This is a genomic window from Taklimakanibacter albus, from assembly GCF_016595235.1.
Classification (GTDB): Bacteria; Pseudomonadota; Alphaproteobacteria; order Rhizobiales; family Aestuariivirgaceae; genus Taklimakanibacter; species Taklimakanibacter albus.
Genome location: NZ_JAENHL010000003.1, coordinates 37,980 through 57,510 on the forward strand (window position 1 = coordinate 37,980; position 19,531 = coordinate 57,510).

Here is a 19,531-nt window from a genome sequence, read left to right on the forward strand (position 1 = left end):
GTCTTATCACTTATGCGAGCCGCATGGGAATTCCCCGTTCGGCCATGTGATTTTTGGCCTGGGAAATTGTGAATGTGCCGAAATGGAAGATCGAGGCGGCCAGAACCGCGGTGGCATGGCCGTCCCGGACGCCCTCGACCAGATGGTCGAGCGTGCCGACGCCGCCCGAGGCGATGACCGGCACCGGCACACTGTCGGCGATGGCGCGCATCAGCGCAATGTCGAAGCCTTTGCCGGTGCCGTCGCGGTCCATCGAGGTGACGAGCAATTCCCCGGCGCCCAGCGACACGACCTCCTCGGCAAAGGAAATCGCATCTATGCCGGTCGGATTGCGCCCGCCATGGGTGAAAATCTCCCATTTGCCGGGCGCCACCTCTTTGGCGTCGATGGCGACGACGATGCACTGGCTGCCGAATTTCTCCGCCCCCTCGCGCACGAAGCCGCGATTCTTAACCGCGGCGGTGTTGATCGAGACCTTGTCGGCGCCGGCGAGCAGGAGCTTGCGGATATCGTCGGTCGTGCGCACGCCGCCGCCGACGGTCAGCGGCATGAAGCAGGCTTCGGCGGTGCGGCTCACCACGTCGAAGATGATGCTGCGGTTCTCATGTGTCGCGGTGATGTCGAGGAAACACAGTTCGTCGGCGCCCGCCTTGTCATAGGCCTTGGCGATCTCGACCGGATCGCCGGCGTCGCGCAGATTGACGAAATTCACGCCTTTGACGACGCGGCCGTCCTTCACGTCGAGACAGGGAATGATGCGGGCCTTCAGCATCAGGCGGCCTCGGCGATGAGCTTGAGGGCCGCCCGCGCATCGAGACGGCCGTCATAAAGGGCGCGGCCTGAAATTGCGCCTTCGAGAATGGCGCAATCGGGGGCGAGCAGGCGTTTGATATCGTCGATAGAGGCAAGCCCCCCTGAAGCGATGACCGGAATATTCACGGCATGTGCCAGAGATAGTGTCGCCTCGATATTAAGTCCCTTCAAAACCCCGTCGCGATCGACATCGGTGAAAATGATGGCGGCGACACCGGCATCGGCGAAACGCCGCGCCAGATCGATGGCGGTCAATTCCGAGGTCTCGGCCCAGCCTTCGACCGCCACCTTGCCGCCCTTGGCATCAATGCCGACGGCGATGCGGCCGGGAAAGCGCCGGCAAGCATCCTTGACCAGATCGGGGTTGCGCAGCGCAACGGTGCCGAGGATCACCCGCTTGATGCCACGGCCGAGCCAGGTCTCGATCATCGCCATATCGCGGATGCCGCCGCCCAATTGCACCGGGATCTTGATGGCGGCGAGGATCGCCTCGACGGCCGGGGCGTTCACCGGCTTGCCGGCAAAGGCGCCGTCGAGATCGACGAGATGCAGCCAGCGGAATCCCTGCGCCGCGAAATCGCGCGCCTGGGCGGCCGGGTCGTCGTTGAAGACGGTGGCTTCGGCCATGTCGCCGAGCTTGAGGCGCACGCATTGGCCGCCTTTGAGATCGATGGCGGGAAACAGGATCATGGGCGCCATTTCAGGAAATTGGCGATCAGCGCCAGACCGAGGGCCTGGCTCTTTTCGGGGTGGAACTGGCTGCCGGCGATATTGTCGCGGCCGACAAAAGCGGTGACGGCGCCGCCATAATCGGCGGTGGCGATCAGCTGCTCACCGTCGCCCGGCGCCAGATGATAGGAATGCACGAAATAGGCATGCAGGCCTTGCGCGCCCAAAGTGATGCCGTCGAAGAGGGCATGCGGCCTTACCGCATCGAGCGTGTTCCAGCCCATATGCGGGATCTTGAGCGCGGAATCGGACGGCTCAATCACTTTTACATCGCCCTTGATCCAGCCGAAGCCCTTCGTCTCGACATGTTCGAGGCCACGCTCGGCCATCAATTGCATGCCGACGCAGATGCCGAAGAAAGGCTTGCCGCGGGCGACTTCGCCTTCGAGCGTTTCCCACATGCCGGGCACGGCTTTCAGCCCGTCATGGCAGTCGCGGAAGGCGCCGACGCCCGGCAGCACGATGCGCTCGGCCTTGCGTACCCGATCAGGGTCCGATGTCACCAGGATCGTCGCCGATGAGCCACCATCGCGTACCGCGCGCTCGAAGGCCTTGGCGGCGGAATGAAGATTGCCGGAGCCGTAATCGATGATCGCGACGTCGCTCATGTGCGGCTCAGTCCCGGGAAGATGAAATCGGGCTCCGATGATTTCCAGTTGCGCGACAGGCCCGGCGCCGGCGGGACTGGCGGCGGCGGTGGTGCGCTTTGCACCTGCAGATCGGCCGCGCTGAAGAAGCGGATCTCCGCCTCTTCGAGATCATCGCCCTGGACGAGGCCCACTTCCTCATAACCGCGCCTGGCATAGGTCCAGCGCAGCAGGTCATTGGCCTCGAAACCCATGATGATGTTGATCGCCAACCCGAAGATGAGCCGCATCGCCTCGCCGAAACCCAGCGCCTCGGCGACGGCCCAGATCAGCAACTGCGCCGCGACGGCGATGAGGAGGACGACCCACATGCCCTTGGCGGCAAGCCAGAGCAGCGGGAAGACGAGCGCCCACCGGTTGAAACCTTCGCGCACGAAGACGACGTCGTCGGCGCCGCGGCCCTTTTTGTTATGGGCGGTCCACCAGGCCATTATTTGCTGAGCGAGCCTTTGGTCGAGGGAATGCGGTCCTTCTGGCGCGGATCGATCTCGATCGCCTCGCGCAGGCAACGCGCCAGCGCCTTGAAGCAGCTTTCGGCTATGTGATGATTATTGTCGCCATACAGCGTCTCGACATGCAGCGTGACGCCGGCATTCATGGCGAAGGCCTGAAACCATTCGCGCACCAGCTCGGTGTCGAAGTCGCCGATCTTCGGGCGCGAGAACTCGACCTTCCAGATGAGATAGGGCCGGCCCGACACGTCGATGGCGGCGCGCGTCAGCGTCTCGTCCATCGGCAGATGGAGGCTGGCATAACGGCGGATGCCTTTGCGGTCGCCAAGCGCCTTGGCCACCGCCTGGCCGAGCGCGATGCCGGAATCCTCGGTCGTGTGGTGGAAATCGATATGGAGGTCGCCCTTCGCTCTGAGCTTGATGTCGATCAGCGAATGGCGGGCCAGCTGCTCCAGCATATGGTCGAGAAAGCCGACGCCGGTCTTGACGTCATAGGCGCCGGTGCCGTCGAGCGCGACGCTCGCGGCGATCTCGGTCTCGGTGGTCTTGCGTTCGATGCTGGCCTTGCGCATGGCCCTTAACCCCTTGTTGCGGCGGCTCTCTTAGCAGGTGCAGCAAGCCAGTGCCACCCTTTCGCTGCCCCCCGGTTAACCTCATTTTGCCCTGCGCGCTCCCTTGTCGCCAAAGTCGGGGGACTTTGGCGGGAAGCGCGTGCCGGCCTTTTCTTACGCCCCTCCAGGGCTTACATGACGGCCAGCCGGGCCCCCAGGCCTGAGACGGATGACGAAAAGGACTGATATGAGCGATCCCCAGCAGTGGCACGGCACGACCATTTTGAGCCTCAGGAAAGGCAACCGGGTGGTGATTGCGGGCGACGGCCAGGTCTCGATCGGCCAGACGGTCATCAAGTCCAATGCCCGCAAGGTCAGGCCGCTCGCCGGCGGCTCGGTGATCTCGGGCTTCGCCGGGGCCACCGCCGACGCCATGACGCTGTTCGAGCGGCTCGAGGCCAAGCTCGAGCAATATCCGCTGCAGCTCACCCGCGCCTGCGTCGAGCTCGCCAAGGACTGGCGCACCGACCGCTATCTGCGCCGCCTCGAGGCCATGATGATCGTCGCCGATGCCCAAGTAAGCCTGGTCCTGACCGGCACCGGTGACGTGCTCGAACCCGAGCGCGGCGTCATCGGCATCGGCTCGGGCGGCAATTATGCGCTGGCCGCGGCGCGCGCCCTCATCGATACCGACATGGAGGCGGAAGCGATCGCCCGCAAGGCGATGGCCATCGCCGCCGAGATCTGCGTCTACACCAACAACAACCTGACCGTCGAAAGCCTGGCATGCTGACACGCGCCGATCTCGATGAGGCCGTGAGGAGCGGCATCATCACGGAAGGCCAGGCGGCGGCCTTGCAGGAGCTGCCGGCGAGACGACACGCGGCGCGCCACAGCCACGCGCTGAGTGACGAGCGTTTCGTGTTCATGAAGAACTTCAACGAGTTCTTCATCACGCTCGGCATCGTGCTCTTGAGCATCGGCCTCTTCGTGGCCGACAGCACCTTCTTCGGGCTCGGCGCGGCATTTCCGGTCATCTTCATCGCGCTGATGTGGGCGCTCGCCGAATTCCTGACCCGCAAGCACAAGCTCACTCTGCCGAGCATCGTCCTCGCTCTGCTCATCGTGCCGGGCATCGCCTGGTATCTCCACGCCGCGATGAGTACCGGCAGCGACGAGACCGGATGGCGCGGCATCCCGCAGGATCTGATCATCCCGCTCGCGGCGAGCCTTGCGGCGCTTCTTTTCTATCTGCGCTTCCGCCTGCCCTTCACGCTGCTGCTGCTCGCCGGCAGCCTGGTGGTCGCCTTCATCGCCGCCTATGCCCGGTACTTCGACTCCTCCTCCGAGCCTGTCAGCTACGGGCTGGTCCTGTTCACCGGCCTCGCCACGCTGGCCGCAGCGCAATGGTACGACATGTCGGACCGCGAGCGCCTCACACGGCGCGCCGATTGCGGCTTCTGGCTTACCCTCATCGCCGCACCCCTGATCGTGCATCCGATCGCCGGACTGATTTCCTCGGGCGCGGAGATGACGGCGCAGACGAGCCTCATCACCATCGCGGTGGTGATCCTGTTCACGCTGGCCGCCCTCATCATCGATCGCCGGGCGCTGCTCGTCTCCTCGCTCGCTTATCTGGGCGGCGCCATGGTTTATACGTTCACCAGCCTCGGCGGCGAGCAGAACGCGCTGTGGATCACGCTTCTGCTCATCGGCGCCAGCGTCATCCTGCTGGGCGTCGGCTGGCAGCGCGCCAGGCGCGCCGTGATGTCTTTCATCCCCTCACTCCTCACCCAATATCTGCCTGTCGTCAGAAACTGAGTAATCCATGACCGACTTTTCTCCCCGTGAAATCGTTTCCGAGCTCGACCGCCATATCGTCGGCCAGAAGGACGCCAAGCGCGCCGTCGCCATCGCCCTGCGCAACCGCTGGCGGCGCAAGCAGCTCGAGGGACCCTTGCGCGAAGAGGTGATGCCCAAGAACATCCTGATGATCGGGCCGACCGGCGTCGGCAAGACCGAGATCGCGCGCCGCCTCGCCAAGCTCGCCAATGCGCCCTTCATCAAGGTCGAGGCGACGAAATTCACCGAGGTCGGTTATGTCGGGCGCGATGTCGAGCAGATGATCCGCGACCTCGTCGAGGCGGCGATCGGCATGGTGAAGACCGCGCGGCGCAAGGACGTCGAGGCGCAAGCCCATATCAATGCCGAAAACCGCGTGCTCGATGCACTGGTCGGCGTCAATGCCGCGGAAGCGACACGCGACAGCTTCCGCAGGAAATTGCGCACGGGCGAGCTCGACAACAAGGAGATCGAGGTTCAGGTCGTCGATTCGCCCGCCGTGCCGAGCTTCGATATTCCGGGCATGCCGGGCGGTTCGGCGAGCGTCATCAATCTCTCCGACATGCTGGGCAAGGCCTTCGGTCATCGGCTCAAATCCAAGCACATGACGGTGAAAACGAGCCACGAAGTGCTGCTGGCGGAAGAAAGCGACAAGCTGCTCGACCAGGACCAGATCACCCAGGAGGCGATCGACGTCACCGAAAACAACGGCATCGTTTTCCTCGACGAGGTCGACAAGATCTGCGCCCGCTCCGAGCGCCAGGGCGCGGATGTGAGCCGCGAAGGCGTGCAGCGCGATCTCCTGCCGCTCATCGAAGGCACGACGGTGTCGACCAAATATGGACCGGTCAAGACCGACCATATTCTCTTCATCGCGTCGGGCGCCTTTCATATCGCCAAACCTTCCGACCTGTTGCCGGAGCTGCAGGGCCGCCTGCCGATCCGCGTCGAGCTCAAGGCGCTGACGCGTGACGATCTCCGCCGCATCCTCACCGAGCCGGAAGCGAGCCTCATGAGACAATATAAGGCGCTGCTCCTCACCGAAGGCGTGACGCTCGATTTCAGCGACGACGGCATCGACGCGCTCGCCGACATCGCCGCCGAGATCAACGCGTCGATCGAGAATATCGGCGCCCGCCGCCTGCAGACGGTGATGGAGCGGGTGCTCGATGATGTCAGCTATTCAGCGACCGACCGCTCCGGCGAGACGGTGAAGATCGACAAGGCCTTCGTCGAGAAGAATCTCGGCGACCTCGCGCGTAATACGGATCTGTCGAAGTTTATTTTGTAGTTGCTTCTCTTCAACTCCCCCTTCTCCCGCAGGGCGGGAGAGGGGGAAAATTCGGGGAGGGTAAGCTTACTTCTTCTTCTGCTTCTTGCGGTTCAGCACCGCGAGCAACTCCGTGAGCTCTTTCGGATCGAGATCGGAAATGTCGTCCGCCAGGCGGTTGGCGAGCTCGGTCGCTTGCGGCGCCAGGCCGGACGTGTCGATGACGACGCGCGGATGTGAGATGCGGGCGAGCTTTACTACATCCTCGGCTTCATCCCAGATGATGTTGAAGTAGCTGATGATGCGCTGAAGCAGATGCCAGCCGGGGCGCCCGCGTTTGCCATGCTCGAGGGCCGAGAGATAGGCACTCGACACGCCGATCGCCTCCGCCATGTCCTTCAAGGTGACATTGCGCTCAGCCCTGAGCTTGCGCATGCGCTCGCCGAAAGGCGTCATCGCATACCTTTCTCCTTCTTGCGCAACTTCACATAATAGGCGCCGCCACCGCCATGGCGCGGATGGGCCGGCTGGAAGCCGGCGATATGCTGGCGGAAGCGCGGCTCGTGAAACCATTCCGGCGCCAGGCGGCGCAAGCGGCCCTGGCGCTCGGGCGCGTGATAGGTATCGGAGCCATGCAGCGTGTGGCGCGCAAAGGGCGACGCGCCCTTGCCGGTGATGACGAGCACGAGACGCAGGCCTTGCGCGCGTGAATCGACCAGGAAGTTCAAGAGCCGCTCATGCGAGCGTTCGATGCCGGTGCCATGCAGGTCGATACGCGCCTCGATCTCGACCTGGCCGCGGGTCATGCGCCGCTCCTGGCGCCGGTCGAGGCCGGTGATCGGCGGCGGCTCGTGGCGGTGCGCCGGCGGTCGCGCGATCGGCTTCGCGGGTTCGGCGGATTTGGACTTGGCTTTCACCGCGGGCGCCGGCGGCTCGGCCTTCGGCGGCGCTTTCTTCTTTGCCCTGGCCTTGTGGAGCGGCTTGACGGTCCGGGCGACATCCTCCCACAGCGCATAGTCGGGCGGGAGCTTGCGGGTCATTGCTTGCCGAGGAGCCTCTTCGCCAAAGGCTTGGGCAGCAGCACGATCATGCGGCCGGGGCTTTTCATATGGCCGGCGGTGAGGGCGGCATCTTCGCCGGCACCCCAGAAGACATCGCCCCGGGCGTGGCCCTTGATGGCGGTGCCGGTATCCTGCGCCACCAACAGGCTGCGGAAGGGCGTCAGCGTGCCGCTCTCACCCCTGGGCGCTTGCGTGTCGAGCCAGACCGGTGTGCCGAAGATCCAGAGAGAGCGGTCGATGGCGAGCGAATGATAGGGCGTCAGCGGCACCTTCTGGGCGCCGGGGGGCCCGAGCTTCAGATCCTCCGCCGTCACCTGTCGGAAGAACACGAAGGATTTGTTCTCCCACATGAGGGCGCGCGCGTCCTTGGGGTTCTTCCGCATCCAGGCGCGGATCGCCTGCATCGACACGTCCTCGCGAGGGAGGATGCCGCGTTCGACGAGGAGCCCGCCAATGGCGGTATAGGGCAGGCCGGTCTTGGCCGCATAACCGAGCCGCATCAGCTTGCCATTGGGTAGTCTTACGCGCCCCGAGCCCTGGACCTGGATGAAAAAGGCGTCGGCCCAGTCCTTGAGCCAGACCAGCTCGAGGCCGCGGCCCTTGAGTGCGCCCTCCTCGATTTCGCGCCGGGTGAAATAACCGTGCGGCGCGCCGTCGACCATGCGGCCGTAAGCGAGCCCCAACTTCTTGGCGGCGCGGGTGTCGAAGGCAACGAGATCGTCGGGCCTGGCATAGACCGGCACCTTGTAGTCGCCGCCGGGCTTCAGGCTGCCTTCGGCTTCCGGTTCATAATAGCCGGTGAACAGGCCTTGCGGCCGTGCCGGGTCACGCACGATCAGCGGCGTGAAGGTTTCCTCGAAGAAGCGGCGCGGATCGGCGCTCGCTTTCAACTTGGAGCAGACGGCGAGCCAGTCGCGCCTGGTGCCGCCAAAGACGACCTTGCGCTGAAAGGCGCTTCCGCTCGCCTCGATCTCGGCGCAGGAGCGTTTGAACGTCGCCAGCGCCTGGCGGTGGTCGGCCTCATGCCAGCCGGCGATGCGGTCGAAGGAGGTCGGTTCGAGAATCGGAGCCGCGGCGCTCATGATCGACGAGATGACCACAAGCACGGCGGAACTCAAGAGGACATTAAGCTGGCGCATCGGCTTGTCCGAAAAACCGTTTCACACTTTTCGGGCCGATGAAGTCATTCTTGCGCATCGGCTTATCCGAAAAACCGTTTTACACTTTTCAGGCCGATGCTTAGCCCAGCTCGTCCGTCGCCACCAACTTCCAGTTGGGATCACGCGAGGCGGTGTCGCGCTCGAAGGTCCACACATCGGTGACCTGGCGCACCTGCTTGGGGTCGCCCTCGATGACCTCACCCGCCTTGTTGAGCGTGGAGGAGATGAATTCGGCGACGAAGCGCAGCGTGATGGAGGCCTTCTTGCCTTTGAGATCGGCATTGGCGATTTCAGCCTTGTCGATGCCGACGAAACGCGATTCGAGGACATTGCCGGCTTTCTCGCGATCGTCGATCGCCTTGGCGAAGCCTTCATAGACATCGCGCGCCAGCAGGTTCTTGAGCGACTGACGGTCACCTTGCGCGAAAGCCGTCACCACCATCTCATAAGCGACCTTGGCGCCGTCGACGAAGATACGGGTCGAGAAGTCAGGGTCGGTGCCGGCGATCTTCTCCAGGCCCTTGGCGACGGGGGACTCGGCCTCGGCATAACCCGACCAGACGGGCTCCACCGGCTTCTCCAGGCCCAGATGTTCGGGCGCGTTCTCGCGCTGGGGCATATTGATGACATTGCCGTTCGGTTGCGGCTTTTCGGCGCGGCGTTGCGCGGCATAAGGATCGAGAGGCGGACGCTCAGTGCCGGTCCGCTTCCCCAGGACCGACCGCAGGCGCAAAATGACCACCACTGCAATCGCAAGGATCAGCAAATTGAGTGGATCAAAAGCCTGATTCATCATTTCGGCGGGTCTTTCCGTCTGGCATAAATTGAAGTCTGGGTCGTTGCCTCCTTATATAGGAGGGCTTGGGCACGGTCCAAAGACCGTAGTCCTTTCAGTTTCCTACAGGTTTCAGGTGATCAGAACCATATTTTTTGTCCTTTTTGCGCTGGGGCTGTTCGAGCTGTTCCTGCTGGTTAAGACCGGGCAGTGGTTCGGCGCCTGGTTTCCCGTCCTGGCGGTGATCCTGGGCTTCATGGCGGGCGGGGTGACCATCCGCCATACCGGCATCAAATCCCTGAACGAGATCGCCCAGGCCAGCCGCACCGGGCAGACCGGCGCTCAGGCGGCGATTGGAGGAATCCTGGGCTTTTTCGCCGGTGTCCTGTTCATCCTGCCGGGGCTGTTATCCGACGTGGCGGCGATCCTGCTGCTCATTCCGGTCAGCCGGCGTCTGGTCGAAGCCTATATGGTCCGCAATGGCGTCCGCCAGAACCGGGCTCCGGGCTCGGTGGTGATCGATGGCGAGGCGGTCGAAATCATCGACGACCGCCTGCCGCCCCAGGATAAGAACGACAACTCCCCCTGGAGCCGGTAGTGCCGGAAAGCTTGCGGCCCCTCGGACATTCATGATAGCTGGCGGGCCGACATCCCCTTCAGGAAAGGCATGACAGCCCATGGCCAAGACGCCAAAGAATCCGGCCGCCAATTCGACCAATGGCGGCGCGCATGACGACGAGGCGACCGAGGCAGCCGCCGCGCCGGAAATCGGCACGATCGATCTCGAGGCGACGACGCCGCAGGCAGGTGCTCAGCCGTCGATGCGCATTCTCGGCCAGTATTTGAAGGATCTGAGCTTCGAGAACCCGAATGCACCGGCCTCGCTCGCGCCGCAGAAGACGCAGCCCGAGATCAGCATCGGCATCAATGTGAATGCCCGCAACCTGGCGCCCAATGATTTCGAGGTCGAGCTTCACATCGACGCCAAGGCGACGTCGGAAGGCAAGGTCGTCTTCGCCGCCGAGCTTCTCTATGCCGGTGTGTTCCGGATGGAGAACTTCCCGCAGAACATGCTGCATCCGGCCGTGCTCATCGAATGCCCGCGCATGTTGTTCCCCTTTGCCCGCCAGATCCTCGGCGAGGCGACGCGCAATGGCGGCTTCCCGCCCCTGATGCTCGACCCGATCGATTTCGCCGGCATGTATCAGAAGCGCATGGCCGCGCAGGCCAACCAGGTCACGGCCTGAGCCGACCGACCACAACATCTTCCGTGTACTGAGTTAAATTCGTGAAAGCCGGACAGCCCTCCTCGCAAGGGGAGGGCTGAACGTATCAATTCAGAATTTCGTTCCACATCGCCTTATCGCCAAGCTCGGCAAGGAGCGCTTTGTGGGCGGCGATCTCGGCTTCGGTGAGCCGGCTCGGCAAGGGATGCGGCCTCGCCCTGACAATGCCTTGCGGCGTGATGGCGGCGGCGCGGGCCGTCATTGCGATGGCCGACAGCGAAAGTGCTGTCTGGCGGCCGCCGATCAATTCCAGATAGACATCGGCCAGCAATTCCGAGTCGAGCAGCGCGCCGTGCTTCTCGCGCTTCGAATTGTCGACGCCATAACGTTTGCACAGCGCATCGAGGCTGTTCGGCCCCATCGGATGCTTCTGGCGCGCCAGCGCCAGCGTGTCGATGACGCGCTCGGGCAGGATCGAGGGGCCTTTGACGCGCGCCAGCTCGGCATTGAGGAAGCCGACGTCGAAGGCGGCATTGTGGATGACCAGGCTCGCGCCATCGATGAACTCGATGAATTCCTGGGCGATCGCGGCAAAGACCGGCTTGCCGCGCAGGAACTGTGTCGACAAGCCGTGAATGGCCTCGGCATCGGGCGGCATGTCGCGCTCGGGATCGATATAGTGATGGAAGGTCTTGCCGCTCGGTATGTGATTGACGAGCTCGACGGCGCCGATTTCGACGACGCGGTGGCCTCTCGAATGATCTATGCCGGTGGTTTCGGTATCGAGGACGATCTCGCGCATTGGGCTCGAATCACTCAGGTTTAAGCTCGGCAATTATACGCCGGACCTGAGCGCGGGCGTGATCGAAACCACGGTCGCTGTCCACAATGAAATCAGCGCGGGCGCGTTTTTCAGCATCGGGCAGCTGACGCGCCAGAATGCTCGCGAATTTCTCTTCCGTCATGCCGGGACGCGCCAGGACGCGCTCACGCTGCACGGCTTCGGGGGCGGAGACGACAACGATCTTGTCGACGTCGCGATAACGCCCGGTCTCGAACAGCAGAGGAATATCGAGGACCGCCAAGGGCGCCTTGCGCCGGCGCGCCTGACTCAGGAAGTTTTCCTGCTCGGCCCGCACCAACGGATGCACGATGGCTTCGATCTTCTTGAAGTCGTCAGGGTGGCCGGCGAGATGGCGCGCCAGTTTCTGCCGGTCGATCGCCCCATCGGTGATGACAGCGGGAAAGGCATCAGCGATGGGTGCCACCGCGGCGCCGCCTTTTTCATAGAGCTGATGCACTACGGCGTCCGAATCCGCCACGGGTACGCCCTCCTCGGCGAACATCCGGGCCGTCGCCGTCTTGCCCATGCCGATCGATCCGGTGAGACCGATGACGATCATCGCCGGTAGCCGGGATCGATGTCGCGGGCGACCAGGTCATAGAGCTCTTCGGTCACTTCCGGCCGGGTGCCGAACCACAGATCGAAGCCGCGCACCGCCTGGTGCAGCAACATGCCGAGGCCCGGCACGATGGCGTTGCCGCGGGCCTTGGCGCGCTGGAGCAGATCCGTCTCGAGCGGCGTGTAGACGATGTCGGTGACGAGTGCTGTTTTCGGCAGATTGTCCAGGTCGACGGTGAGCGGCGGCTGCCCGGTCATACCGAGCGACGTCGTGTTGATGAGGAGATTGGCGTGCCGCAGGATTTCGGCCGCTTCCGTCCAGTCGCGCGGCTCTACCTTCGCTCCGAAGTCGCGCTGGAGTTCCTCGGCCTTGGCGCGGGTCCGGTTGGCGATGAGGAGGCGCGCCGCGCCGGCATCGATGAGCGCCCCGACGAGCGCGCGGGTGGCGCCGCCGGCGCCCAGTATGACGACCGTCTGGCCCTTGGCGCACCAGCCGGGATGGCCGGCGGTGAGGCTGGCGAGGAAACCTTCACCATCGGTGCTGGTGCCCCAGAGCTCGCCGTCGCGGGCGAAGACGGTGTTGACGACGCCCAGTCGGGACGTGGCCGCATCGGCCGTGCCCACGGTGCGGAAGGCGGCCTCCTTATGCGGCAAAGTGACATTGCAGCCGGCGAAACCCTGGCCAATGAGGCCTGAGAAAAAGGCGGGTAGCTCCTCCGGCTTGACCGGGATGCGCTCATAGCTGCCTTCGATGCCATAACGCTTGAGCCAATAGCCGTGAATGATCGGCGAACGCGAATGGCTGATCGGCCAGCCGATGACACAGGCTTTCCGGGTCATGCCGGCAATACTCCCTTGCGCCGCAGGAAATCGAGCAGCGGCAGCAGCGGCAGGCCCAAAATGGTGAAGTAGTCCCCCTCGATCCTGTCAAAGAGCTGCGCGCCACGGCCCTCGAGCTTGTAGCCGCCGACCGATGTCGTCACGTCCTGCCCCACTTCGCGCAGATAATCGGTCAGGAACGCCTCGGAGAAGTCCCGCATGGTCAGGCCGGCCTGGCCCAGATGCTGCCAGGCGATCTTGCCGTCCTGGGCGCAGCACAGGGCGGTTTCCAGCACATGCCGACGGCCGCGCAGATCGGTCAGTTGACGGCGGGCGGTTTCGACCGAATCTGGCTTGTCGAAGGCCCTACCTTCGAGATTGAGGACTTGATCCGCCCCAATCACCAGGGCGCCTGGATATCGATTCGTCACCGAAACGGCTTTTGCGGCAGCCAGTTTTAGCGCCAGATCTCCAGGAGATAGCCCGGGGGATTGTCGTTTCAGCTCCGTTTCGTCCACCTCCGGCTTCACGGACTCGAAGGTAATACCGGCCTTGGCCAGCAGCTCGCCGCGGATCCGGCTGGTCGAGGCCAGGATCAGTTTCATGAATCGGAGCCCTTCGCCTCGTGACGCTCGCGCATCAGATTGATCACCGCGGCGGCGGTTTCCTCGATCGAGCGGCGGGTGACGTCGATGATCGGCCAGCCATGGCGGGCACAGAGCTTGCGCATATGAGACAGTTCGGCAGCGATCGACTCCTGATCGACATAGTCGGTCTCGCCCTGCTCGTTCATGGCGAGCAGCCGGTGCTTGCGGATCTGGGCGATGCGCTCGGCACTGGCGATGAGGCCAACAACCAGCGGCCGCGTCACGGTTTCGAGTTCCTTCGGCGGCGGGATATTCGGCACGATCGGGATATTGGCGGTCTTGATGCCGCGATTGGCGAGATAGATGCTGGTCGGCGTCTTGGAAGAACGGCTGATGCCGGTCAGCACCACATCGGCCTGATCGAGATCCTCCGCATGCTGACCATCGTCATGGATCATGGTGAAGTTCAACGCATCGATACGGCGGAAATACTCCGCGTTGAGTGCATGCTGGCCACCGAGCTGCGGTCGCGACTGGGCGTTGAGATATTGGGCGAGGCTGGCGATGACGGGATCGAGAATCGAGATGCAGGGTATGGTGAGCTCGCCGCATCTTTTCTCGAGCTGCGCCCTGAGCTCGGTGTCGATCAAGGTGAAGAGCACGACACCAGGCTGGCTTTCGATCTCGGCGAGAGCGCGCGACAACTGTTTCGGCGTCCGCACCAGCGCATAGATATGCTCGACCGGCTGATAGTCGGCATAATAAGCCATGGCGGCGCGCGCCACTGTATTGAGCGTTTCGCCCGTCGCGTCCGAGATCAGGTGCATGTGGAAAAATCTAGGCGAGGACACTGGAGCGCCGGTTACTCAATTGTGGATAAGATGGGCTCGGTTAAGACCCTGGAAAGGTTTCTATCATTTAGTCCAGGATGTAATCCACAGTTTCGCCACGAAGAATTCAGGTGGCTCATTGTGTGGAGAAGCGTGCTCCTGTTGAAGAGACCGCAACATTCTGTGGACAAATTCCGCAGGCTTCCCGCAACGCCTTGAAATACTTATATTATTCTGACCGCGCTGTTTTATGCCGACGGCCTGGATAGTTGTGATAACACGTCGCGGTTGGCAAGGGCTGGGCAAGATCGTTATTCATGACTCTCGGCCCCCATCATCCTAATCAGAATCTATTCTCTTCTTCTTTATTGGTATGTACTCATGAGTCATTCGGCACTGCTCGACGTCTTGAAGGGAAGGAAGCCTTCCCGCCGACCCGTGTGGTTCATGCGCCAGGCCGGACGCTATCTTCCGGAATATCGGGAAACGCGGGCCAAGGCCGGATCGTTCCTGAAATTGTGTTATGCGCCGGAGCTCGCCAAGGAAGTCACACTGCAGCCCTTGCGGCGCTACGATCTCGATGCGGCGATCGTCTTTGCTGACATCCTGGTCGTGCCGCAGGCGATGGGGCTGGGTCTTGCCTTTGCGGAAGGCGAAGGGCCGATCGTGGAGAAGATCACCGGGGCCGAGCGGGTCAATGCGTTGCGGCCGCTCGATGAAGCAGATGAGGTGCGTCTCGTCTGCGAGACGGTGCGTCTGGTGAAAGCGGAACTGCCTGCCGATATTGCGCTCATTGGGTTTTGCGGCGCGCCGTGGACGGTCGCGAGCTACATGATCGGCGGCGGCGGTGAAAATGGACGGGAAGCGGCACGGGTCGTGGCGGCGGCGAGACCGGATTGGTACGCGGAACTGATGGACCGGGTGATCGAGGCCTCAGCGACCTATCTGGTGCGGCAGATCGATGCCGGGGCGGATGTGGTACAGATCTTCGATTCCTGGGCGGGAGACTTGCCGGGCTATCTGCAGGAACGGCTGGTCGCCGAGCCGATTGCGGCGATCATGGAAAAGGTACGCCGGCAAAGGCCAGGCGTGCCGATTATTGTCTTTGCGCGGGGCGCCGGGGCCGGACACAAGCGGATCGGTGAGATCACCCAGGCCGAATGCTTAGGGATGGAAACCTCGATGCCGCTCGGCTGGGCGCGGGAAGTCCTGAGTCCGGCGCATGTGATCCAGGGCAATCTCGATCCGCTGCTGGTCGAAGCTGGCGGCAATGTGCTCGAGGAAGGGGTGAGGCTGGTTGCCGGCGCCTTGCCGAGAGAGCGTCATATCTTCAATCTGGGGCATGGAATGCGGCCGGGAACACCACCTGCACATGTCGAACAGGTGGTTAAGGACTTGCGCAGGCTGGATGGGTGACTATCTATGGCGTATCTCTGGCTCAAGGCGTTTCATATCATCGCGATCGTGGCCTGGATGGCCGGCCTGTTCTATTTGCCGCGGCTGATGGTCTATCACCGCCGGACCGCAGTCGGCGGCGAGACGTCGGAGATCTTCAAAACCATGGAGCGGCGGCTGCTCAAGGCCATCATGTATCCGGCCATGGGCCTGTCATGGCTGCTGGGTCTGGCTTTGATCTGGGTCACGGATGCGCTGGCTTATCCAAGCCTGTGGCTGGTGGTTAAGCTGCTGGCCGTAGCCGCCATGACGGGTTTTCATCTCTGGTTGGGGAGTTTCGTCAAAGCCTTCGCGGAGGACGAGCGGCCGCGGGACGAGCGGTTCTTCCGGCTCATCAACGAGATCCCGACCGTTCTCCTGATCGTGATCGTGATCATGGCGGTGGTAAAGCCGCTGTAAAATTAATAGTTTCCAAGGAAGCCGGATTTTGTTAAAGGTCCAGTGAAGCATTGACCGGTTCAAGGTTCCCCCCTCAAAGAACCGGCAGGATTCTTCTCCAGAATCAGCTCCCTCCCTCACCCGCCGGGCCGTTGTTTAAAACCCGGCACCTCAACACCCGACATGTAGTCAACGCCGCCTGAGCGGCGTCTATGATAACCCCCCATGACAAGCATTTCAGAACTCAAAGAAATTAAACTCCATTCGCTCAAAGAGAAAACCCCGGCCGAACTTCTGGTGATCGCCGAAGAACTGCAGGTGGAGAATGCGAGCGCGCTCCGCAAGCAGGAGCTGATGTTCGCTATCCTCAAGAGCCTCGCCGCGCGCGATGTCGAAATCATCGGCGAAGGCGTCGTCGAGGTGCTGCAGGACGGCTTCGGCTTCCTGCGCTCACCGGACGCGAATTATCTCGCCGGTCCCGACGACATCTATGTCAGCCCGAGCCAGATCCGCCGCTTCACCTTGCGCACCGGCGACACGGTCGAAGGACAGATCCGCAGCCCGAAAGACGGCGAGCGGTATTTTGCCCTGCTCAAGGTCAATACGATCAATTTCGAAGATCCGGACAAAACCCGTCACAAGGTCCATTTCGACAATCTGACGCCGCTTTATCCCGATGAGCGGCTGGAAATGGAAATCCAGGATCCGACCCGGAAAGACTTCTCGGCCCGCGTCATCGACATCGTGGCGCCGATCGGCAAGGGCCAGCGCGGTCTGATCGTCGCGCCGCCGCGCACCGGTAAAACGGTGCTTTTGCAGAATATCGCCCAGTCGATCACCTCCAATCATCCGGAATGCTATCTGATCGTTCTCTTGATCGATGAGCGGCCGGAAGAAGTCACCGACATGCAGCGTTCGGTGAAGGGCGAAGTGATTTCCTCGACCTTCGACGAGCCGGCGTCGCGTCACGTGCAGGTTGCCGAGATGGTGATCGAAAAGGCCAAGCGCCTGGTCGAACATGGCCGTGACGTGGTCATTCTGCTCGATTCGATCACCCGCCTAGGCCGCGCCTACAACACTGTTGTGCCTTCATCGGGCAAAGTGCTGACCGGCGGTGTCGACGCCAATGCGCTGCAGCGGCCGAAGCGTTTCTTCGGTGCGGCACGCAATATCGAGGAAGGCGGATCGCTGACCATCATCGCAACCGCGCTGATCGATACCGGCAGCCGCATGGACGAAGTCATCTTCGAAGAGTTCAAGGGCACCGGCAACTCGGAAATCATCCTCGACCGCAAGGTTGCGGATAAGCGCGTCTTCCCGTCGATCGACATTCTGCGGTCGGGCACGCGTAAGGAAGAGCTGCTGGTCAAGGGCGATCTTCTCAAGAAGACCTACGTCCTGCGCCGCATCCTCAACCCGATGGGTACCGTCGACGCGATCGAGTTCCTGCTCGACAAATTGCGCCAGACCAAGACCAATGGCGACTTTTTCGACTCAATGAACGCCTAGGAGCGCCAAAGCCTCTTCGACCTGCTCGACTGTTTCTGCCGGGGCGGCACAGACCTGTCCCCGGCAGAGATAGGCCCGTGTTTCCGATCCCGATGATTTATGCCGGGCCGGATGTGTGGCCGGCAAAGTTTCGGGGTCATCAACCCACTGTATGATGGCGTTGGTGCCGGCCGCCGAAACAAGACGGCGGAAGCGCGGATCGGCGAAAGGATCGCCGGCCTTGCCGCTCATGACGATCTGCACCGGATCGGCGAGGACCGTGAAGGCCTCGATGAGGCTTGCATAACCAAAGGGATTGCTGATCGCCTCGGCCGCGAAAGCGCGGTGGATGGCTTGCGCCTTGTCGAGATAATCAGGATTGCCGGTGAGATGGTGCAGGCCTGTGAGATTGCGGAGCATGACACCATTGGCATTGGGCGTCGCATCGTCGTGGCCTTGAATGCCGCGATGAATGAGGCCGGCTTCGTTGGAAGCGAAAGCGAAGGCGCCGCGTTTGGCATCCCAATGATGAGCAATCATGGCGGCACAGAATTTCTCAGCCGTAGCGAGATGATCGCCGCCGGGGGTTATGGCGCCGAGCGCGAGTGCCGCGGTGATCAGATGCGCATAACCCTCGGCGGTTGCATCGTAGCGCAAACGGCCATCGCGCCACGAATGATGAAGCCGGCCGTCGCGCCAGTGATGGGCAATGATGGCGGCGAAGGCGGCGCGCGCGGTTTGCGCCCAGTCGGGCCGCGCGAGGAGAAGAGCCGCGTCAGCCAAAGCGGAGATCATGAGCCCGTTCCAGTCGGCCAGAACCTTGTCGTCATAGCCGGGCGGAATGCGGTTCTTACGCTGAGCGAAGAGGAGATCGCGTGAGGCAGCGAGCTTGTTCTCGTTGTCCGGATCGAGGAGCGCGAGGCTGCTCAGGCGGTTGAGAATGATATGGCCTTCCCAGTTGCCGGACGATGTGACGTCATAGGTCCTGGCGAAGAGGGTGTAATCTTTCTCGGGGAGAAGGCGGGCAATTTCGTCGGCGGACCAGACATAGAATTTGCCCTCCTCGCCCTCCGAATCGGCGTCGTAGCTGGCGGCGAAAGCGCCGATGGGCGTCGTCATTTCGCGCAGGACGAAGCCGATGGTCTCCTCGATTCGGACACGGAACAGAGGATTGCCGGTGCGGCTGGCCACCCGCGCCATGAGCGAGACGAGTTGGGCGTTGTCATAGAGCATCTTCTCGAAATGCGGGACGAGCCAGAGCGGGTCGACCGAATAACGGGCGAAGCCGCCGCCCAGATGATCATAGATGCCGCCCTGGCAAATATGAGTGAGGGTCGTCGTGACCGCGTCGGCGAGACGAGGGTCGCGGCTGTGCTCGGCCATGGTCCAGAGGAAGGAGAAAAGCGAGGCTTGCGGAAATTTGGGGGCGCCCTTGAGACCGCCATGCTCGAAATCTATAGCGCGCAAAAAGACCTGAGCGGCGTCCTGAGCGAGCTCGAGCGAGAGATGGGCCTCGTCGGTGGGCCGCGCCGGCTCGCGGTTGAGGGCCGAGAGAATGGCGGTGGCGTTGGTCTCGACCTTGTCGCGCTCATCGCGCCAGATGCGGGTGAGCTCCTTCAGCACATAACGGAAGCTCGGCCGGCCATAGAGGGATTCCTTCGGGAAGTAGGTTCCGCCCCAGAAGGGATGCCCGTCGGGGGTGAGGAACATGGTGAGCGGCCAGCCGCCCTGCTCGCCCAGAGAATGCAGCGCTTGCATATAGAGGCGGTCGACATCCGGCCGCTCCTCGCGATCGACCTTGATCGCGACGAAATGGGCGTTCATGAGTTGGGCGGTCTCGTCGTCCTCGAAGCTCTCATGCGCCATGACATGGCACCAGTGGCAGGCGGCGTAGCCGATCGAGAGGATGACCGGCTTGTCTTCGGCCTTGGCCCTGGCGAAGGCGGCATCGCCCCAGGCCATCCAATGGACGGGGTTGTCCTTGTGCTGGAGCAGGTAGGGGCTGGTTTCGTCTTTAAGGAGATTGGCGGATAATGGGGTCATAAC

23 protein-coding genes are annotated in these 19,531 nt (G+C 62.6%); 8 read left to right on the plus strand and 15 right to left on the minus strand.

Annotated elements, in window-relative coordinates; genetic code table 11:
- Positions 1-10: 10 nt before the first annotated feature.
- Genes hisF through hisB form a run of 5 tightly spaced genes read right to left on the minus strand, consistent with a single transcriptional unit; the run spans position 11 to position 3,213 of the window.
- The gene (hisF, locus tag JHL16_RS00205; RefSeq protein ID WP_200182895.1) at positions 11-772 is read right to left on the minus strand and encodes an imidazole glycerol phosphate synthase subunit HisF; all 762 of its coding nucleotides are present in this window, start codon (positions 770-772) and stop codon (positions 11-13) included.
- Positions 772-1,503: a 1-(5-phosphoribosyl)-5-[(5-phosphoribosylamino)methylideneamino]imidazole-4-carboxamide isomerase gene (gene hisA, locus JHL16_RS00210; protein ID WP_246770708.1), complete on the minus strand. Its 732-nt coding sequence runs from the start codon at positions 1,501-1,503 to the stop codon at positions 772-774. The genes hisF and hisA overlap by 1 nt, the downstream gene beginning before the upstream one ends.
- On the minus strand, positions 1,500-2,150 hold the full coding sequence (gene hisH / locus JHL16_RS00215; RefSeq protein WP_200182897.1) for an imidazole glycerol phosphate synthase subunit HisH: 651 nt from the start codon (positions 2,148-2,150) through the stop codon (positions 1,500-1,502). The genes hisA and hisH overlap by 4 nt, the downstream gene beginning before the upstream one ends.
- Entirely contained in the window at positions 2,147-2,620 is a 474-nt protein-coding gene (locus JHL16_RS00220) for a DUF2628 domain-containing protein (protein WP_200182898.1), read from the minus strand. Before JHL16_RS00220 ends, hisH begins: the two co-directional genes overlap by 4 nt.
- Complete coding sequence (gene hisB, locus JHL16_RS00225; RefSeq protein WP_200182899.1) at positions 2,620-3,213, minus strand: imidazoleglycerol-phosphate dehydratase HisB; 594 nt, start codon at positions 3,211-3,213, stop codon at positions 2,620-2,622. Before hisB ends, JHL16_RS00220 begins: the two co-directional genes overlap by 1 nt.
- Positions 3,214-3,439: 226 nt before the next feature.
- Between hisB and hslV the strand changes: the two genes are divergently transcribed.
- From hslV to hslU, 3 genes are read left to right on the plus strand one after another with little or no spacing between them, the layout of a single operon-like run.
- A complete protein-coding gene (gene hslV, locus JHL16_RS00230; RefSeq protein ID WP_200183085.1) occupies positions 3,440-3,985 on the plus strand; it encodes an ATP-dependent protease subunit HslV in 546 nt (181 codons plus the stop codon).
- Entirely contained in the window at positions 3,979-5,013 is a 1,035-nt protein-coding gene (locus JHL16_RS00235; RefSeq protein ID WP_200182900.1) for a hypothetical protein, read from the plus strand. The genes hslV and JHL16_RS00235 overlap by 7 nt, the downstream gene beginning before the upstream one ends.
- 7 nt (positions 5,014-5,020) lie before the next feature.
- Entirely contained in the window at positions 5,021-6,325 is a 1,305-nt protein-coding gene (hslU, locus tag JHL16_RS00240) for an ATP-dependent protease ATPase subunit HslU (protein ID WP_200182901.1), read from the plus strand.
- Between the two features lie 66 nt (positions 6,326-6,391).
- On the opposite strand, the gene JHL16_RS00245 is transcribed toward hslU, so the two are convergent.
- The 4 genes from JHL16_RS00245 to JHL16_RS00260 all read right to left on the minus strand — a co-directional run bounded on the left by JHL16_RS00245 (position 6,392) and on the right by JHL16_RS00260 (position 9,318).
- Complete coding sequence (locus JHL16_RS00245) at positions 6,392-6,760, minus strand: helix-turn-helix domain-containing protein (protein WP_200182902.1); 369 nt, start codon at positions 6,758-6,760, stop codon at positions 6,392-6,394.
- Positions 6,757-7,344: a Smr/MutS family protein gene (locus JHL16_RS00250; RefSeq protein ID WP_200182903.1), complete on the minus strand. Its 588-nt coding sequence runs from the start codon at positions 7,342-7,344 to the stop codon at positions 6,757-6,759. Before JHL16_RS00250 ends, JHL16_RS00245 begins: the two co-directional genes overlap by 4 nt.
- On the minus strand, positions 7,341-8,504 hold the full coding sequence (gene mltA, locus JHL16_RS00255) for a murein transglycosylase A (protein WP_200182904.1): 1,164 nt from the start codon (positions 8,502-8,504) through the stop codon (positions 7,341-7,343). Before mltA ends, JHL16_RS00250 begins: the two co-directional genes overlap by 4 nt.
- 100 nt (positions 8,505-8,604) lie before the next feature.
- Positions 8,605-9,318 carry a Tim44/TimA family putative adaptor protein gene (locus JHL16_RS00260; RefSeq protein ID WP_200183086.1) on the minus strand — a complete coding sequence of 238 codons (714 nt, stop codon included), beginning with the start codon at positions 9,316-9,318 and terminating at the stop codon, positions 8,605-8,607.
- A 118-nt stretch (positions 9,319-9,436) separates the two neighbouring features.
- On the opposite strand from JHL16_RS00260, the gene JHL16_RS00265 reads away from it, so the two are divergent.
- Both JHL16_RS00265 and secB read left to right on the plus strand, forming a co-directional pair.
- Positions 9,437-9,898, plus strand: a complete 462-nt coding sequence (locus JHL16_RS00265; protein WP_200182905.1) for an FxsA family protein — start codon at positions 9,437-9,439, stop codon at positions 9,896-9,898.
- Between the two features lie 79 nt (positions 9,899-9,977).
- The gene (secB, locus tag JHL16_RS00270; protein ID WP_200182906.1) at positions 9,978-10,547 is read left to right on the plus strand and encodes a protein-export chaperone SecB; all 570 of its coding nucleotides are present in this window, start codon (positions 9,978-9,980) and stop codon (positions 10,545-10,547) included.
- Between the two features lie 85 nt (positions 10,548-10,632).
- Here secB and dnaQ read toward each other — a convergent pair whose 3' ends face one another.
- The 5 genes from dnaQ to JHL16_RS00295 are packed head-to-tail and all read right to left on the minus strand — an operon-like array spanning position 10,633 to position 14,161.
- On the minus strand, positions 10,633-11,328 hold the full coding sequence (gene dnaQ, locus JHL16_RS00275) for a DNA polymerase III subunit epsilon (protein ID WP_200182907.1): 696 nt from the start codon (positions 11,326-11,328) through the stop codon (positions 10,633-10,635).
- Positions 11,329-11,338: 10 nt separating this feature from the next.
- Positions 11,339-11,929 (minus strand): dephospho-CoA kinase, encoded by a 591-nt coding sequence (coaE, locus tag JHL16_RS00280; RefSeq protein WP_200182908.1) that lies wholly within the window; start codon positions 11,927-11,929, stop codon positions 11,339-11,341.
- Complete coding sequence (locus tag JHL16_RS00285) at positions 11,926-12,768, minus strand: shikimate dehydrogenase (RefSeq protein ID WP_200182909.1); 843 nt, start codon at positions 12,766-12,768, stop codon at positions 11,926-11,928. The genes coaE and JHL16_RS00285 overlap by 4 nt, the downstream gene beginning before the upstream one ends.
- Positions 12,765-13,352 (minus strand): Maf family protein, encoded by a 588-nt coding sequence (locus JHL16_RS00290; RefSeq protein ID WP_200182910.1) that lies wholly within the window; start codon positions 13,350-13,352, stop codon positions 12,765-12,767. The genes JHL16_RS00285 and JHL16_RS00290 overlap by 4 nt, the downstream gene beginning before the upstream one ends.
- Positions 13,349-14,161 (minus strand): pyruvate, water dikinase regulatory protein, encoded by an 813-nt coding sequence (locus JHL16_RS00295; protein ID WP_200182911.1) that lies wholly within the window; start codon positions 14,159-14,161, stop codon positions 13,349-13,351. The genes JHL16_RS00290 and JHL16_RS00295 overlap by 4 nt, the downstream gene beginning before the upstream one ends.
- 384 nt (positions 14,162-14,545) lie before the next feature.
- On the opposite strand from JHL16_RS00295, the gene hemE reads away from it, so the two are divergent.
- From hemE to rho, 3 genes are all read left to right on the plus strand, one after another.
- Complete coding sequence (hemE, locus tag JHL16_RS00300; RefSeq protein WP_200182912.1) at positions 14,546-15,580, plus strand: uroporphyrinogen decarboxylase; 1,035 nt, start codon at positions 14,546-14,548, stop codon at positions 15,578-15,580.
- 6 nt (positions 15,581-15,586) lie between these two features.
- Positions 15,587-16,018 (plus strand): protoporphyrinogen oxidase HemJ, encoded by a 432-nt coding sequence (gene hemJ / locus JHL16_RS00305; RefSeq protein WP_200182913.1) that lies wholly within the window; start codon positions 15,587-15,589, stop codon positions 16,016-16,018.
- A gap of 204 nt (positions 16,019-16,222) precedes the next feature.
- A complete protein-coding gene (gene rho, locus JHL16_RS00310) occupies positions 16,223-17,506 on the plus strand; it encodes a transcription termination factor Rho (RefSeq protein WP_200182914.1) in 1,284 nt (427 codons plus the stop codon).
- Here rho and JHL16_RS00315 read toward each other — a convergent pair.
- The gene (locus JHL16_RS00315; RefSeq protein ID WP_200182915.1) at positions 17,492-19,528 is read right to left on the minus strand and encodes a thioredoxin domain-containing protein; all 2,037 of its coding nucleotides are present in this window, start codon (positions 19,526-19,528) and stop codon (positions 17,492-17,494) included. The two genes, rho and JHL16_RS00315, sit on opposite strands and share 15 nt — an antisense overlap.
- Positions 19,529-19,531: the final 3 nt, after the last annotated feature.

Bases quoted from the DNA above. Each gene is read 5' to 3' on its own strand.
- secB (WP_200182906.1), top strand. From the start codon at position 9,978: ATGGCCAAGACGCCAAAGAATCCGGCCGCCAATTCGACCAATGGCGGC.
- hemE (WP_200182912.1), top strand. From the start codon at position 14,546: ATGAGTCATTCGGCACTGCTCGACGTCTTGAAGGGAAGGAAGCCTTCC.
- hslU (WP_200182901.1), top strand. From the start codon at position 5,021: ATGACCGACTTTTCTCCCCGTGAAATCGTTTCCGAGCTCGACCGCCAT.
- hisF (WP_200182895.1), bottom strand. From the start codon at position 772: ATGCTGAAGGCCCGCATCATTCCCTGTCTCGACGTGAAGGACGGCCGC.
- hisH (WP_200182897.1), bottom strand. From the start codon at position 2,150: ATGAGCGACGTCGCGATCATCGATTACGGCTCCGGCAATCTTCATTCC.
- mltA (WP_200182904.1), bottom strand. From the start codon at position 8,504: ATGCGCCAGCTTAATGTCCTCTTGAGTTCCGCCGTGCTTGTGGTCATC.
- JHL16_RS00295 (WP_200182911.1), bottom strand. From the start codon at position 14,161: ATGCACCTGATCTCGGACGCGACGGGCGAAACGCTCAATACAGTGGCG.
- dnaQ (WP_200182907.1), bottom strand. From the start codon at position 11,328: ATGCGCGAGATCGTCCTCGATACCGAAACCACCGGCATAGATCATTCG.
- JHL16_RS00250 (WP_200182903.1), bottom strand. From the start codon at position 7,344: ATGACCCGCAAGCTCCCGCCCGACTATGCGCTGTGGGAGGATGTCGCC.
- JHL16_RS00290 (WP_200182910.1), bottom strand. From the start codon at position 13,352: ATGAAACTGATCCTGGCCTCGACCAGCCGGATCCGCGGCGAGCTGCTG.
- JHL16_RS00245 (WP_200182902.1), bottom strand. From the start codon at position 6,760: ATGACGCCTTTCGGCGAGCGCATGCGCAAGCTCAGGGCTGAGCGCAAT.
- JHL16_RS00260 (WP_200183086.1), bottom strand. From the start codon at position 9,318: ATGAATCAGGCTTTTGATCCACTCAATTTGCTGATCCTTGCGATTGCA.
- hemJ (WP_200182913.1), top strand. From the start codon at position 15,587: ATGGCGTATCTCTGGCTCAAGGCGTTTCATATCATCGCGATCGTGGCC.
- JHL16_RS00220 (WP_200182898.1), bottom strand. From the start codon at position 2,620: ATGGCCTGGTGGACCGCCCATAACAAAAAGGGCCGCGGCGCCGACGAC.
- JHL16_RS00315 (WP_200182915.1), bottom strand. From the start codon at position 19,528: ATGACCCCATTATCCGCCAATCTCCTTAAAGACGAAACCAGCCCCTAC.
- hslV (WP_200183085.1), top strand. From the start codon at position 3,440: ATGAGCGATCCCCAGCAGTGGCACGGCACGACCATTTTGAGCCTCAGG.
- coaE (WP_200182908.1), bottom strand. From the start codon at position 11,929: ATGATCGTCATCGGTCTCACCGGATCGATCGGCATGGGCAAGACGGCG.
- rho (WP_200182914.1), top strand. From the start codon at position 16,223: ATGACAAGCATTTCAGAACTCAAAGAAATTAAACTCCATTCGCTCAAA.
- JHL16_RS00285 (WP_200182909.1), bottom strand. From the start codon at position 12,768: ATGACCCGGAAAGCCTGTGTCATCGGCTGGCCGATCAGCCATTCGCGT.
- hisA (WP_246770708.1), bottom strand. From the start codon at position 1,503: ATGATCCTGTTTCCCGCCATCGATCTCAAAGGCGGCCAATGCGTGCGC.
- JHL16_RS00235 (WP_200182900.1), top strand. From the start codon at position 3,979: ATGCTGACACGCGCCGATCTCGATGAGGCCGTGAGGAGCGGCATCATC.
- hisB (WP_200182899.1), bottom strand. From the start codon at position 3,213: ATGCGCAAGGCCAGCATCGAACGCAAGACCACCGAGACCGAGATCGCC.